The sequence below is a fragment of the Flavitalea plasmicola genome (assembly GCF_030546645.1).
Lineage (GTDB): Bacteria > Bacteroidota > Bacteroidia > Chitinophagales > Chitinophagaceae > Puia.
Genome location: NZ_JAUOTO010000005.1, coordinates 580,387 through 595,865, shown reverse-complemented (window position 1 = coordinate 595,865; position 15,479 = coordinate 580,387). Strand labels below are relative to the sequence as shown.

Genomic DNA, 15,479 nt, shown 5'->3' with positions numbered 1-15,479 from the left:
TTCTTTTGAAACTATTGGTCAACACATCGGTTTGTTCATCTCGTATAAATAACTCACGCCATCTTTCGAATCTAGAAGTAGCTAAAAAATATACTTATTGATAGCCAGGATTTTGCAACAAATTATAATCCTTAATAATTTCGCTTCGTGGAATGGGGAATAGTGCCTGATGCCCGTCACTATTCCAGACTCCCCCCTTTAAGGGCGTAACTTTCCCCATTACATCATTTATTTTTTCTGCCCGTATCAGGTCAAACCATCTATGTCCCCATTCCGTAAAGAGTTCTACCTTCCGCTCATGTAAAATGGCATTAAGCAAAGAAGATCTGTCTATAGCGCCCGAATAAACCGGCAGGCCTGCTCTTTTACGAATAGTATCCAAATCAGATTGAGCACTATTCGACCCCGTCAAATTTCCTTGCTCAGCTCTTGCTTCTGCTCTTATCAAAAACTGTTCCCCAAGGCGCAACATCATCACATATTCAGAGATGTCGGATGATGAAAATACCTTATATTTATACGCATAGGAGTAGGTTTTACCACTAAAAACAGTATCTCTGACCCATAACGACCTTCTTAAATCCCCTTGTTCAAAACTATCCAGCAGTGTTGAACTTATCGATACGCTTTGTGGAGCGCTATTCAATATAAATCTAGTTCCATCTGGAGTATTATATCCCGAAGGCAAAGGTATTTGAAGCTGCCAGATAGCTTCAGCGCTATTTTTCAGAAATACCAAATTCAAATCATTTAACAACTGAAAAACGTCGCTATTATTGATCACCGCCGATGCCAAAGCTTCCGCCTGCTCATATTTTCCAAGATACAAGTATACCCTTGCCAATAGAGCCTGGGCTGCAGCCTTCGTAGGTCTTACCCTTTCATCTGTTGACATAGAATCGGTGAGGTCTACAAACTGACTGTTTAACGTACTTGCAGCGTCAGTCAAATCTGCGACTATTTGTTTGTATACGTCCGTTTTGGAAATACGGCGCATTGTACTATTGATCTTATAATCGGTACTTGTAACAAGAGGTACATCACCATAACAATTGACTAAATAAAAATTCCAGAATGCACGAATAAACTTAGCCTCTCCTTGTAGTTGCAGCTTTGCAGCATTACTCACGCCTTCTGTAGACCTAAGCCCCTCAATAAGAGCATTTTCATTATAAATATAATTGTAGGCGCGTATCCAAGGGCCAGTTCGTTCCTGAGTAATTGCATCCAAGTTGTTTATGTATACTCTTTTTTGCTGCGGATTATTAGAATAATTCTTAAGTTCATCACTTAAAAGCCCACAATTAAAGGCCATATTGTAAGATTCATTAATCATAGAAGCGTATACTGCTAACTGTGCAGATGTTGCACTTGCATCACTGGCAAATACGCTGGTTGAAATCAATTTAGTGATCGGAGGATCTACTGTTACAAATTTTCTGCACCCCTGAAAAATAAAAAGAAATAGCAATGATAATTTAATATTATTATGTATACTAATCATTTTATGAATATTTAATAAACTCAAATAGATATGCGCGCACCTATAGTAAATACTTTCATAGGAGGAAGAGCCTTTCCCTGCGTCTCTGGGTCGGAACCTCTAAAATGTGTAATCGTAAAGAGATTTTGTCCCTGGAAATAGAGCTGACAGCCCTGCAGGTGCGTTTTATTTATCCATATTTTAGGTAATTGATAGGATAATGACAGATTTTTTATCCGGGCAAATGAAGCGTCCGTATAGCCAGCTTCGCTCAAACCAACTATATTGAAAGCATCACCGGCAGGGCCAAAACCCGTAGTGAATTGTTGAACATTACTGTGATCACCAGGGTGCTGCCACCTTGTCAATATTTCAACAGGCTGATTGTTCATCGTTCCGGGGGGCGGTAAAGAACTACCCAAAATATTTGTCCCCAACTGTTTTACCAATTGCACAAACAGATCCAGTTGTATCCCTGCATAATTGAATGTATTTTGCCATCCTCCATACAATGATTGTGTAACAGGCTTTAAAATATAGTCAATGCCGTCCTGAGGTTTCCCGTTTCCATTGTTAGACGCGTAAGTATAGATTCCGCTTTGCGGATCTACACCTAAGTAAGTGTACATATATCGGACAAACAAAGATTGGCCAACAACGTATTGTCGTCTGTAACTTGAAGTTGCAAGACCAGGATACGCTACTAATTTATTTTTGGGGAAGCTGATATTAAAAGAGCTACTCCATTTGAAATCAGCACTTTTAACGATCTCCGCTCGCAATGTTAATTCAAGCCCGGTATTCTGTATAACCGCTGGAAGATTATATTGAACAGTGTTAAATCCTGTAATATATGGCAAGGGATATCCAACCAACTGATTCTCCGTACGGTTGCGATAATAACTGACAGTCGTCATTACTCTATCTTTAAAAAAACCAAGCTCCAGGCCCCCCTCTAGTTTTTTATTTTCCTCCCATGCATAATAAGGATTCGTAATTTGGGTGGGAGATAAGGTTATAGTTCCTTGGTAAGTCTGATTATTAACAGAATAAGTATTTAAAAACTGATAATCAGTCAGATTGTCATTCCCTGTGATACCATAGCTTGCTCTTAACTTGCCAAAGCTTAACCAAGACATTCTACCCGCCATAAACTTTTCGCTAGAGAATATCCATGCCACCCCTGCTGCTCCGAAATTACCAAATTGCTTCCCGGGTCCAAAGTGACTACTGCCGTCCCTCCGCGCAGTTAGGTTTAGTAAATATTTTTGGTCCCAGTCTAAACCCAGACGCCCGTATAAAGCGGTATATTTATACTGAGTATAAATATACTGCGGTTTAGAAAAATCTGCTCCGGCTGCTGGATTAACGACTAATGCATCGCTGATAAAATTATTTACAGCTTGGGAAGTGCCGGTTTGTATACTTTCCTGCAATGTAGATCCTATCAATGCTTCAATTTTTAATTCGCCTGTCTGATGATGATAATTAACCTGCGGTTCTACAATCCATGTTTTTCGATCGTTGATAGCAAATATATTATTCCTGGCATAATTATTATCCGTTGTAGGAGGCCTTATATGGTCACCGAAAGTAAGTAAAGACTGATTCATTTGACTGCGATTATAACCAAAACTGCTGCTTATCTGCAGATCCTTGAAAATACGGTACCCTAATACCAGATTGGAAATGAGATTGTCCGAAATTGCCTTAGCTTTATTATAATTCTCTGCCAGTGGGTTGCTCCATGTTCCTGCACCATTTTTTATTTCCCAATTCAGGTTACCATTTCCATCATAAATCTTCGGCGCATTGGGGGGAAGGAAAATATAACTTGTAAGATCTCCACGGGGTAAATTGTTATTCTCATTTGTATACCCTGTTGTCAATTGCAGACGAAGCCGTTGATCTGAAGATGTATGTGTCAGGTTGGAATGTATAGAGACCTTGGTATCTCCATAACTTCCCGGAAACACCGTTCCTTGATTACTGTATCCTCCACTTACCACAAACTGTGTATTCATATTGCCACCGGATAGAGATACCTGCGCATTACTAAAATGAGCATTATTACCAACTAGCACTTTCTGCCAATCCGTGTAGCGAGTTGTATCCCAATAGGTTAGATCATAATCAGAGTTTGGGTTAGGAGTGTAAACAAAATCAGGAAACGTAGCCTGTAACGCAGCTTGATCATTTCTAAAAGCCTCATGACGCATTTCAAGATATTGCTGAGTATTTAGCAGTTTGAATAGTCTTGCAGGTTTGCTAAATCCTGTAAATATATCCACATCGATCCTAGTCGGTCCTGCCCTGCCTTTCTTAGTAGTAATGAGAATCACACCATTTGCTCCACGTGATCCATAGATGGCTGTAGCATCCGCGTCTTTTAATACATCTATGCTCTCAATATCGGCTGGATTCAAACTATTAAATGGGCTTAATCCATCTCCCCTACTTAACGGCGATAGTTCGCCGCCTAAAGGTCCTCCTCCTATATTTGGATTTGTTAATGTTCCCGAATTAAATGGCACTCCATCGACAATAAAAAGTGGATCATTAAGTGTCACCGGCTTAAAATCAGAAGGAATACTATTCTGACCTCTCAATAAAATAGTACTGTAAGAACCAGGCAATCCCGAAGCTTGCTGAATATATAGACCTGGTACACGTCCTTCTAGCGCATGTAAAGGATCTGTAACAGGCTGTTTCTGGATATCTTCAGCTTTTACGGTTGAAACATTTCCTGTATTCAACCGGTTATTAGTGGAATAATATCCCTTTATAACCATAGCATCCAGTTCGTTCTTTGCTATTGCCAAGCGCACCTGGATGGTTGTCCCATCTTTGATGAGTACAGTCTGGGGAGCATAGCCTACATATGTAATGATCAACTCGTCCTTATCAGATACGACCAGCGAAAATTCTCCGCGCGTATTGGTTAGCACCACATGCTTGGTGGATTTCACCGTGACAGACGCTCCGGACAAAGGTTGGCCCTGTTCTGTTAGCACGACGCCCGAAACTTTGAAGGAGGGTTCGGGGGATGATGCTGTGATGACAGCCGCCGAAGAAATGGATGGTTTTGCTGTATTTACAACGATTACTTTATCAATTACCTGGTAAGTAAAAGGCAGTTTGTCGAACACCTCCCGCAAGGTCTCATTAATATCCGCATGTTCGATATTCACGGAGACTAATTGCGTCACTCTGTTCATATCCCTGGTATATACGAAAGAATACCCGGTTTGTTTCTCGATTTCTTTACATACCTTTTCCAACGGCATGTTCGAAACGGACAGCGTCACAGTCTGGGCCGTTCCGCGGGCCCCAGCATGCAAAACAAAAGCTACTAACATTATTAAGGTCAATCTCATGATCAGCAGGCATTTTCGCCACCTGCAATAAGCAGTTGGTTCATGAAATATATATTTCATAAATTTGTTTTGGGTTACTTGAAATGGTGGGATGCAGATTTCACGAAATGGGGTAACCCGACAAAAGCCGGCTCCGGTGCAATGGTGGCCGGTTTTTATTTAGATTCCCCATTAGGGCCTGTTAGCCGGTGGACGGAGGACGTAAACTTTTGTTCATGGTGGGTGGCTTGAGCTTTTACTAAAATAGAGTTCTCTTAACTAACAGGAAGGAATAGAATGAATATCAAGGTGATACAGTGACTTTTTTGCCATCGATCCGGAAATGCACCCAGCCGGTGGCTTCAAGGATTTTCAGCAACGTGGATAGATTCACCTGCCTTCGGACTTTCCCGATGAACTGCTGATTCACCTTTCCATCATAGATCACCTCCACATCATACCACCTGGCTGCCTGGCGCATGATTGACTCGATAGAGGCGTCCCGGAACTGGAAGAAGCCGTTTTTCCAGGCAATCGTTTCTTCAACGTTAATAGAATCGATAAGATTTAAAGAGGAAGATTTTTTATCCAGGAAGGCTTGTTGATCAGGTGCTAAGGTTTTTTCTTTATCTCCTGTTCTGATCCTTACGGAGCCACTGATCAAGGTGGCTTTTTCGAGATTTTCATCCTGGTATGCCATCAGGTTGAATTCAGTACCAAGGACCTCTACTTCCAGTTGACCGGGTTTAGCCCCGTCGGCAGCGGCTTGACTATTAGCCAGTACTTTAAAGGGCATCGCGGCATTTTTCGTAACCTGAAAATATGCCTCACCGCTTAATTCAACCTTTCTTTCATTCCCCGTGAAGGAAGTTGGGAATCGTAGATGTGATACCGCATTCAGCCAGACCTTACTTCCATCCGGCAACACCACCTGGTATTGTCCGCCACGGGGTGTAGAGACCGTGTTGTATTTGATGGATTCAGGGATAGTATTTGAAGTTTCTGCCCCCTTTTTCCCGACATGATACGCCAGCTGCCCATTGTCCAGTTTCATCACCTGGGTCCCCCCTTGCTGGGCCAGGGCTCCATTGGAAGCATTATCTAATACTATCTTGCTTCCGTCTGCCAGCTCCAGTACTGCTTTGTCGCCTCCCGGCGATACATCGTTATGAAAACGTTGCTCCACAGGCAGTTGAGCGAAATTCGTCTTTGCTTTGTTCAGATTGAAGAAGACCGCTGCCCCGGCAATCAGAAGCAATACTGCAGCTGCGATCCAATAATACCTGCGCATGCTCCGGGACTCATTCATCTCAATTACTGGCGCAACAGGCTGAATCTCCAGTTGAATTTTTTTTTGGATGTCGGCCAGAGCTGCCGCTTCGTCAAATTGGTACAGTTCAGAAAGGGCGGCATGTACCTGGTCCCAGTCGGAACAATCTTCAAAGAACTGCCTGCTGGCTGGATCCTGTTGATTCAGCCAATTGTCCAGCTCTATCTGCTCGTGCAAGGTTAACTCATTCGTAAGACGCCGGAAGAGTAGTCCCCCGATGTCCTGCATGGTTTCTAATAACTGTTGATCATTGATAGACATAAATAGGATTATGTGTTCACTAATGGCATAGCAACAGTCAGCTCTGGTGTAATAATAGAATGAAAAGGAAGGGCTTAATGGTCAATGGGGGCTGTTTAGGGCCTATACTTAGTAAGACTTATGATGATAGGTATTTACCAGTATATTATGTTAATAGAAACAAGTTGGTGGGGGTTTGGTACTAGGAGGGCTGGAAATAATATCTTTTACGGGAAGGTTGCATGTTGGAATTTAATATGTGACGAAGGTTCTGGGCCTGAGTATAGATTTTATTAAACAAAAACGACACTTTTTTAGAAATAAAACGACAGGGTACAGACCTGGCAGCACAACCAGGAATGGTCGCACGATCACCGGATCCTCCCTGTCGCATTCATGAAAAAAGACATATCTTAAAAGTTTCCTACCAGGAAACCTCTCAAATCATTATCTGTCACCATCCGTTGCATTTCATCACTTATCAGTACCTCAATGTCTGATTTCACCCCTTGAAATAACTGCAAGATCTCCTCTACAGAAATATCCCGGACAAGAGGCAATGGGTCATTTTTAGACGAGGTAGCCTCCCGTATAAGTTTCGCATGAAATGCCTTCAGCTCCAACGGCTTATCCGGATCATCCGCAACCACGCCTACAAATTCCCCGGAAGAAAGCGTGGCTACCCTGGCTGGCGTGATGGTTTCGATCCATTGCTGGGAATGGCTGAAGGATGTATCATTGCTATTCGTAGAGATGGTCTTGTGATCCCGCAGGATCTTGGGAAACCGCTCGCTGATCCTCAGGGCCGTCTCACCACCCACCTGGCCGCAAATGACATTACCGGCAATATTGAGTATCATATCGGCCTCTTCGCGGGAGTACTGGGTACGTAGCTGGTTGATGTCCTGGATGGCCAGGATGGGCACAATATTATTGCTCCGGGCCGTAGCCATGGTCGCATTCATGCTAAAGGCCCGCACGGTGGCAAATTCATCGCAGATCAAGGCACAGGGGTATTTGCCACTCTGATTTACGAGTTTGTTCAGTTGGTCGATATAGAGGGATAATACAGGCGCCAGGGCCTCCTGCCGCGGCGGGTCGCCTCCTAAACAAAGGACCTTGGGAGCCGCCGGATCATTGATATCCAGGCTGCAGTCATTGCCGGTGAGGATATAATACAGGTCCGGGGAAGCCAGCCGGGCCAACGGTATCTTAGCTGAAGACACCTGGCTATCCAGCATATCCATGATCCCATCCTGGAATGCCCCGACAAAAGGGCTGATCAGGGTCCTTACTTCGGGCTCCAGGGACAGGATACTGAACAGCTTATCATAGCTCACCTGCGCCAGCTCGATGACGTGCGGCAGGGTGCAAAACCGCCCGCCCTCATATTTTTTTAAGAACCATATCAGAGCTGCCAGGAAATTGATCGGCGACTCAACAAAGAACTCCCCTTGTTTATGGATCCAGGTCTTATTGAGGCTGTAGAGCAGGGTCCTGCTGACGCCCAGCGCATCGGACATCCATTGCAGAGTAGATGGCGCCAGCAGGTTGCAACGATGGCTCCGGGAGATATCTGAAAAATTGATGGAGTAGAATGCGGTCGCAGGCGGGTATTGGTCTTTGTATTTTCGGAATAAGTTGTAAGCCAGTCGCGTCAATGCAGGCGACTTGAAATCATAAATGAACAGAGCCGCACCCTTTTTCATCAATTGCCCGATGCAAGGCTCTATAATAAACCAGGATTTGCCACATCCTGGTGAACCGATGATCAGGATCCCTCTACGGGCATTGACAATATTGATCCAGCTTCGCTTTTCCCGGTCTCTGAATGTATATTTAGCCTGGAGATTGATGGAAAAAGGCGCCGTGATCTTCCGCTCTTCCTGGGGGAATCCGGCCTGCGCTTGTCCGAAAGGGTCGTTTCCCCGAAAGTATGAAGGTAAGAGACGTGCAAGTCTGGATATGCCTATTAAAAATAAGATATATCCCGCGGCGCTCGCAACCATATAGCCTATATCCGGGTCAATAGCTTTTGCCTGTAGCAGGGTGCTACTGAGAAAGTAGATCACTGCGCCAATAAGGATGTACACCAGGCAGGTGGTCCATTGGACCTTTTCACTTTTCCGTCCCGTACGACCCATTAACGATAATGCCATGAAAACAAGGGACCCTATTTTCGAAAAATAGATATTTCTAAAAAGTCCTGTCTTTTGGATCTTTACCAGGATTTCTACGGCTGCATCTGGCATTAGCTGCCACATTAAAAAAGCATGGCTACAATAATAATAGCTATGCAGGAGCAGTAGGAAAACGCTGACTGCCAGACAGAGATCGAAGACCATTCGATAGTCGCGGGTATTGTTGATGGTATTCATAGATCATGCATGATGGTGTGATGATGCCGCTGCCGGTGGTTTAATGCCTGCTTTTCTTCCTGCATTGCCGTGGGTGCCAACCGCTCATGGAGGGCAGTGGCATCATAGCGCTCACCCAGCTTGTTGCCGTCAAAAACAGCTCTGGTCTCGTGGTCGACATAAAAAATATTCTGTTTTTTCCCCTCTTTAGATTCCATCCATACCATCGTGATACGTTCCTTTTCCAGCGCTTTTTGCAGCGAAGGCAGGTCCATGTTCTTTCTAGCCAGATTCCATTCGAGATTGGCCGTCACCCGCTGACGGTGCTGTTGGCGCTGCGCCTCTGCGAGATTCAGCTCAAACTTCTTTTCCAGCTTGTCCAGGGTCGGCTTACTGTTGAAAAGACTGGCCTTGATATATGTGCTTGTCCTGCGTCCGTCTTCATCCAAGACCCAATAGATCATCCCTCTATGTTGATAAAGATGTGATTGTTCCTTGCCCCGGTACGCTTCTACATTATAGAGGCGCAGGACGGCGTTGAGCTCTTCCAGCGAAGTATACTCATAGTGTGGCAACACCTTGTCCAGGACATTGCTTAGGGCCGGCATGGTCGCCGTCTCGCCATACTTTACTTTCAGCGCCTGACGTAAAGTCTTTTTTTCTGTGTGTTTTTCCTGGGATTGGACAAGATGCCAGGATTGATCCAGCTCTTTTGTAATGGACTTGCTTCGGACGTAATTCAAGTATTGGTTCAGGTGTGTTCCGTCTTTCTGGATGGTGGTTGTCAAGATATGCGCGTGCGGGTGAGCTACGTCCGAATGACGATAAACCAGATAGGGCTGATGACCCAATTTCATGCGCTCCATATACGTGGTGGCTATCTGTACCAGATCCTTGTCAGAGAGCTTATCTTCAGGATGAAAATTTATTGAAATATGAAGGCCGTTGTGAGCGACATTCTCATTCAGAGAAGTAAGACGCCGAAAATGGTAAAGCTTATCTTCAAAAGTCAACTCATCCACATCCTTCACAAAATTCCCGGCTGCAATGCATTGCGCCTTTGCTAATGCCTGCTTCTTTTCATTGTAATTTAGCGCAGCCCGAATAAATTTAGTTGCTTTTATTTTGGCTAACATGGTCGAATATTTTATTGATACAAGTTTTAATTTCTGCCTGTATTGCGATCAGCCGCATTTCACCTTCCGGCGTAAATGGAAGGGTTTGCCTGACGGTCTGCATCTCCTTTCGAAGGGCTATTGCTTCTTCGATAAATTCGTCGAAGGATTTGCTGCGGGTGAAAGTAATGACAGGTTTCCCCAACACTGATTTTCGGACAAGTTCGGTAAGGTTCCGGCAAGTGCTGTTGGCCAATCTTTTCTTTACCCTCTCAAGGTCCTCTTTGGACACAGCGACCTCCAGCCTATAGGTAATCACCTTCTTTCGTTTACGGCGTGTCATAATTTTTCGCTTTTAAAAGTTGCTTCCCTCTTATCTCCATCACCAGTTCCCTGGCTCCATTACCTTCCGCCAGTTGCAACACCAGTTCCTTATCATGTGGTATTGCAAAAGGCCTGAAAGCCGCCAATAGTATCCGGCTGCTATCCCCGGCCAGGACCTCCACCGGCGAAACATACATTGGCTTCAACGGCAACTCCTGGATCGCTGTCCTTCGTTGCTGCTTGCGATCCCGGATGCACCAGCGTATATATTCCGGCTTATATCCAATGGGCGAATGGTTCTCCAGCCGCAGGCTCAACCATAAGAGACTGTCACGCAGGTATACGCCCTGCAGCGTCAGCTCCATTTTTTCATGCCTGATGGTCCGGTGGAGGAAAGGAATGAATGTACCTGGTTCAGGGGCAATGATTACACTATCAGCAGCATGCTGTGTGTTTGCGATCTGTATTTTTGCTTTGGTGCTGCGCAACAACACCTGGTACCCCGCACGCACCGCCACTCGGACCAGCCGCACTTTACGGGTTAACAAGGACTTCGCCGCCAGCACCCCGGCATTGGTCACCTGCGCCGCAGGCGAGGCGTCCAGGTTCATTAATCCCATGGAATTGATGCTCTGGTCAACGGATTGTTTGGCCGTCTCCCTTCCCAGGTCGCCAGGGATATGAATGCCGGGTAGGCCGTCCATATCAAATACCTGCAAGGCGGTGGAATAGATAGATTGCCCCCTCCGGATAGAATTGACGGTGATCAGCATCCGGTCATTGTTGATGGATACTACCCCATAGGCCAGTTGATCCTTTGGGAATGAAATTCCGTTGATTTTTGATAATTCCGTTAGCCGTAAGGCAATAGTAGCACCGGCAGTCAGGATTTGATCTTCCTGTACAACAGCAGGCAAACTATTAGCCACCGTGTCAGCCCCCGATAGTGTGTCGGCTGTTCCCCAGGCTTTGGCTTCAGCTTCCAGTGCTGTCTTTTCAGGGTGTTGGATCTTTATGATCTTATCCAGCATGCCATTGAGCTTTTCCAGTTCGGGGTCCGTGGTTGTGGTACCCGTGGGCTCGGGTTCATCGGAGGGAGGTTGTATATGGCGGGGTCCTAGGGGTAAAGAAGGGGTGTAGGAAGTTATTTTAGGTGCGACCGGCTCGGGATAATGAATCACAGGTTGGTTTATTGCTTCTTTTAGCTGGTCCAATTTCTTTTGCAATTCTCCCTGTCTTGGATCTTCCAGGATGGGGCTATCTCCCATTCTGTGATAGTTGGGGTCCTGCCGCAGGAATTCCTTTCTCTTAAGGCTGTCCTGGTCGGCCTGTTTGTAAAACTCCAGCTTGTTGCTGGCTGGTTTTTTCTTGTCGAATCTTGCACCGGGTAGTTCTGTGTTGAAGCCTTGGCTAGCGGACTGTTGTTTGTCCCCTGTGCTTGTGCCGCCGCCCATGGATATGAAGGCCAGGGCGAGGAAGAGGAGTCCAAATATGGGCATTATCATGAAGGCTTTGCGTTTGCGGAGGAATTCCGGGGAATGCATAGGCTCCGCCGCTTCCTCTTTTGAGGGGAATTTTAAATCTTTGAAAGACATAGTAAATGTTTTAAGAATGGATTATTTAAGTGATTATTTCGGTAGCTATATGGCCTTCCGTCGCTGTACATTGGGTACCATTGAGCATTTGTTCTGTGCTGAGCGTGAAGTGCTATTGGGCTTTTGTGGCTGAATGCGCTAGCCCAATGTAAGGCGAGCTTCAGGCATATAGCTACCTACGGTTCTTCGGGATTTTATTTAGCGGGCTTCGACCTTGAGGTCTTTGTTCTCTAGGGTTCTCCAGCGTTCAATTAAGAATCCGTGTGGATTATTATCACTGCGGCTGCAGTTCCTCAGCCATCCCTCTGTCATAAGATTGCGGGTGGTTATGCTTGTAGGTCTAATGATCCTCTGCGTCGCCTGGCACCTGAAATAATAAGGATAGCTGCCTATGTCCACCGCAACACTGTCCACCGTCACCTGCTGGCTGATGTTCCCTGAGATCACGCCCGCGTAATAGCCATTCTCCTTCAGGTTGTCATACAGCCGCTTCGCCGATCCATCCGCCAGGTAGAGAGCCTTGCCGATATTCGCATTGATCACCTTCTCATCCGGGTCCAGGGTGAAAAAATACTGGTGGAAACTGCGTACATGGTCCCTCGCCTCCACGGGCAGGTTCTCTTTGCGGTCGCCGGCCAGGGCCTCAAGTATTTTCCCGGACGAAAGGATATACACCTTACGCTCAGAAGCCTGCAGAATGGCGAAAGTCTTATATAGGGCGAACAGTGACAATCCACTACACACCAGCATCCAGAGGATACAGAACTGGCGCAGCTGCTGAAAGGCCGTGTCGAGGTTTTTTGCTTTGTCATACATGATCATGTCATTTTACTGATGAATTGATGGGTCATACCGCCCCAGACATACCGGACGCCCCCACTGCTGGCCCTTACGATATAGTTGGTCAGGGCGGGTACAGTGAAATAGCCGGCAATGGCCATCACCAGGAAGATGAGGTAGGCGGTATCCGTAGGTCCGAATACGGTCTGTCCAGTGCTGCTCACCTGGGCAATGTCCAGTTTGATCATCTCCTGCTGGATCTGCCCGATGATGGACCCGAAGATATTCGCCACGGGCAGCCATAGGAAGACATTCAGGTATTTCGCCAGCCAGTTGTCCAGGGAATGTCGCAAGCCGTCGAATAGACTGAGGCCAAAGGCCAATGGACCGAAGATGGACAGCACAATGAGAAAGAAAGTCCTGACCACATTGATGCACAGCGATGCTGACTCGAATAGCATCTGCAGGATCTCCGATAGCCACACTTTCACGGAATTGCGCATGTTATAGGTCATCTTCGCCATCTCGAACCTCACCCTGTTGGAGATCCCCGAGAATACGCCCGAGTCCGCCTGTCCCGACAGGGCTTCCCATTTGTCCAGGTCGCCACTGCCTGCCGGCCCTATGTACATCTGCCAGTCATTGCTCTTCTGGAGGATTTCCTCTTTCTGTTGTAATAAGGTGGTGATAGCCTGGTTACTATTTTTCACTAAGGATGCGGTGCCACTCACTGTAGGTGACATCACCCCGTTGATCAGCGACAGCACAGCGGGCCAGAGCATGATCATATACCCGATGACGAAGGGGCGCAGCAGTGGATAGACATCCACCGGCTCGGCTCGCGCTATATTCCGCCATACCCGCACCCCTATAAACCATATGGCGGCAAAACCCGCGATGCCCTGTCCTATTTCTGTCAACTCGCTGCTATGCACCATCATGGTGCTGTACACGTTCTGCAGAACAGTCTGCAGGCCTCCTATCCCGTCAGCCACTCCGCCCGCAGGAAGATCAAGGATTATCATACCATAGTTTTAAAAAGTTCAGTTCATCTTTTTCGTGTTGCCGCTGTGCCGCCTGCAGCGCAGTGTCCTGGTTCAGCTGCCGCAAGGCCCTCAACTGCCCGTTGATCTCTCTATACACGCGGTCAATGCTACGCAGCCGCTGGGCATCGGACATCCGCAGTGCCCCATCCGCGATCACCATCGTCAGCTCGTCCAGGGATTGCAGGCTGTGTCTGTAGAGTGTGGCATACATTCGCTCGAAATATCCCAGTTCCTGTCCTGTAAACAGCCCACCGGCATAGGCCTGTCTGCGTCCCTGATCAAACTCCCGCACCAGGTTGTTCTCTGCATCCAGGATCGCCCCGATACGGTGATAGTTGCGCACAGAGGGTGATACGACTAAAAGTCCGTCCAAAAAGGCCTTATGTATGTCAAAACGGTCTTTAGCAATATTCCTGATCTCCGTATAGCCCTTTTCCAGGATCTCGTACCCATTTTTCATCTCCTGGAGAATAGACTTTAGATCCCGCAACTTCTGGACATCCAGCAACAGCTGTTTGATGGCATCGGCAGTGGATTGGGCATGGCAGGGTGCCATCGTGCATCCGGCGAACAGCAATGCTATTAAGGCAACCCGTTTCATTGCAAAATGGATTTGAGGTAGGCGTCATTGGCAGCTTGCTGCTCCCTGAATTCGATGAGGTGCCCGCTTGCCGCGATACATCGGTTACTGAGCTCATAAGTGGCTCTGATATCGACTTCAGCCTCCTTGATGGCATCCCATCGTGCCCCATCCTCCATTTCCATCTGATCGTCGCTGATCAATTGATGCAGGTGGTCCAGTCTATAATTCGCCGTTTTGATAATCCCTGTCATTACCCCACAAATGAGATCGCTTTCCCGTGGTTTGAGCCAGGGGCTTTGAGCGTATGTTTCACTCCATCGTTCCAGGCGCTTTTCCATGACGCGTACCAACTCATGGCATGACACTACTTCTGCTCCATATTTAAAGGCCGGCTTTACAGTTCTGAGATGAGTAAGGAAATCATCGTCCATTACCAACCCTTCCCGTTCCGGGATACGGACGGAATCCACCCCCTGTTCCGCCAGGGCATATCCCTTTTTGAGTGTGGCACTTAAGGTTTCCAGTGCAGCTATTTGTTGCTGCAAGCGCCGGATCCTTGTTTTTTTCTGAAAGAACCATTCCGAAAAAGTCTGACAGTAAGCGCCAATGCCCAGGCAGCAAATGCAGATAGTGATCAATATGAATATTTTCATAAAAAAGTGTTTAATACATGTTATACAATAGTTGAGAAGGTCACCTTTTTCAATTCAGGCCGTTTCTAACTTTTCCTCCCTGGCTTTCTGCTGCTGTCTCTTTGCTATAAGTGCATTAGTCTCACGGAATATTGCAAGCAGATAATTTCCAGCGATCTCGACATGCTCCTCGATCCCCGCCAGCATGTCGAGCCTGTCGTTATTGTTCATTGTCACTTTCCCATCTGTGACCAGGAGCCGTATATCCTTTATCGTCTGTTGCAAAGTGCTTTGCAACCTCTCCAGCCGCGACCTCAGCGTAACGATCTCATCCTTCTTCAGCCAGGGGCTCTTTTCATAGGCAGCTAATTCCTCCGCCGCCATTTCTATGTTAGCTTTTGCAAACCCGTATCCGGCCCGGGCATCCGAATTGTTCAGATAAATGGGCTTGACATTACCTAAGCTGGTGAGATAAAGATCTGTCTCTTTCTCTTCCAAAATTTTCCCGACCGCCTCCAGATCCATGGTCGATTCGTCGTTGTCGCATTCCTCTTTTAAAGCTGCTTTCGCGGCTTCCAGAGTAGTTACCTGCTTCATTAGAAGCTCCTTATTAATTTCCTTCTTTTTCATACATAATT

The 15,479-nt window shown here is 46.4% G+C and carries 12 protein-coding genes; all 12 read right to left on the bottom strand.

Translation table 11 applies throughout. The annotated features are described in order from the left end of the window. Window positions 1-94: 94 nt before the first annotated feature. The 12 genes from Q4E93_RS20790 to Q4E93_RS20735 all read right to left on the bottom strand — a co-directional run bounded on the left by Q4E93_RS20790 (window position 95) and on the right by Q4E93_RS20735 (window position 15,471). Entirely contained in the window at window positions 95-1,504 is a 1,410-nt protein-coding gene (locus Q4E93_RS20790) for a RagB/SusD family nutrient uptake outer membrane protein (RefSeq protein WP_303588516.1), read from the bottom strand. Window positions 1,505-1,524: 20 nt separating this feature from the next. Continuing rightward, window positions 1,525-4,920: a SusC/RagA family TonB-linked outer membrane protein gene (locus tag Q4E93_RS20785; RefSeq protein WP_303588514.1), complete on the bottom strand. Its 3,396-nt coding sequence runs from the start codon at window positions 4,918-4,920 to the stop codon at window positions 1,525-1,527. A 223-nt stretch (window positions 4,921-5,143) separates the two neighbouring features. Next, on the bottom strand, window positions 5,144-6,430 hold the full coding sequence (locus Q4E93_RS20780; protein WP_303588512.1) for a FecR family protein: 1,287 nt from the start codon (window positions 6,428-6,430) through the stop codon (window positions 5,144-5,146). 392 nt (window positions 6,431-6,822) lie between these two features. Next, a complete protein-coding gene (locus Q4E93_RS20775; protein ID WP_303588510.1) occupies window positions 6,823-8,787 on the bottom strand; it encodes a YWFCY domain-containing protein in 1,965 nt (654 codons plus the stop codon). Then, window positions 8,784-9,902 (bottom strand): relaxase/mobilization nuclease domain-containing protein, encoded by a 1,119-nt coding sequence (locus tag Q4E93_RS20770; RefSeq protein WP_303588508.1) that lies wholly within the window; start codon window positions 9,900-9,902, stop codon window positions 8,784-8,786. Before Q4E93_RS20770 ends, Q4E93_RS20775 begins: the two co-directional genes overlap by 4 nt. Beyond that, the gene (locus Q4E93_RS20765) at window positions 9,877-10,224 is read right to left on the bottom strand and encodes a hypothetical protein (protein WP_303588506.1); all 348 of its coding nucleotides are present in this window, start codon (window positions 10,222-10,224) and stop codon (window positions 9,877-9,879) included. The genes Q4E93_RS20770 and Q4E93_RS20765 overlap by 26 nt, the downstream gene beginning before the upstream one ends. After that, complete coding sequence (traM, locus tag Q4E93_RS20760; protein WP_303588504.1) at window positions 10,211-11,800, bottom strand: conjugative transposon protein TraM; 1,590 nt, start codon at window positions 11,798-11,800, stop codon at window positions 10,211-10,213. Before traM ends, Q4E93_RS20765 begins: the two co-directional genes overlap by 14 nt. A 198-nt stretch (window positions 11,801-11,998) precedes the next feature. After that, window positions 11,999-12,616, bottom strand: a complete 618-nt coding sequence (gene traK / locus Q4E93_RS20755; RefSeq protein WP_303588502.1) for a conjugative transposon protein TraK — start codon at window positions 12,614-12,616, stop codon at window positions 11,999-12,001. Window positions 12,617-12,618: 2 nt separating this feature from the next. Next, on the bottom strand, window positions 12,619-13,605 hold the full coding sequence (traJ, locus tag Q4E93_RS20750) for a conjugative transposon protein TraJ (RefSeq protein WP_303588500.1): 987 nt from the start codon (window positions 13,603-13,605) through the stop codon (window positions 12,619-12,621). Next, window positions 13,592-14,227 (bottom strand): TerB family tellurite resistance protein, encoded by a 636-nt coding sequence (locus Q4E93_RS20745; RefSeq protein ID WP_303588498.1) that lies wholly within the window; start codon window positions 14,225-14,227, stop codon window positions 13,592-13,594. The genes traJ and Q4E93_RS20745 overlap by 14 nt, the downstream gene beginning before the upstream one ends. Then, window positions 14,224-14,862, bottom strand: a complete 639-nt coding sequence (locus Q4E93_RS20740; RefSeq protein ID WP_303588496.1) for a hypothetical protein — start codon at window positions 14,860-14,862, stop codon at window positions 14,224-14,226. Before Q4E93_RS20740 ends, Q4E93_RS20745 begins: the two co-directional genes overlap by 4 nt. Before the next feature lie 54 nt (window positions 14,863-14,916). Beyond that, window positions 14,917-15,471: a hypothetical protein gene (locus tag Q4E93_RS20735; protein WP_303588494.1), complete on the bottom strand. Its 555-nt coding sequence runs from the start codon at window positions 15,469-15,471 to the stop codon at window positions 14,917-14,919. Between the last annotated feature and the right edge of the window lie 8 nt (window positions 15,472-15,479).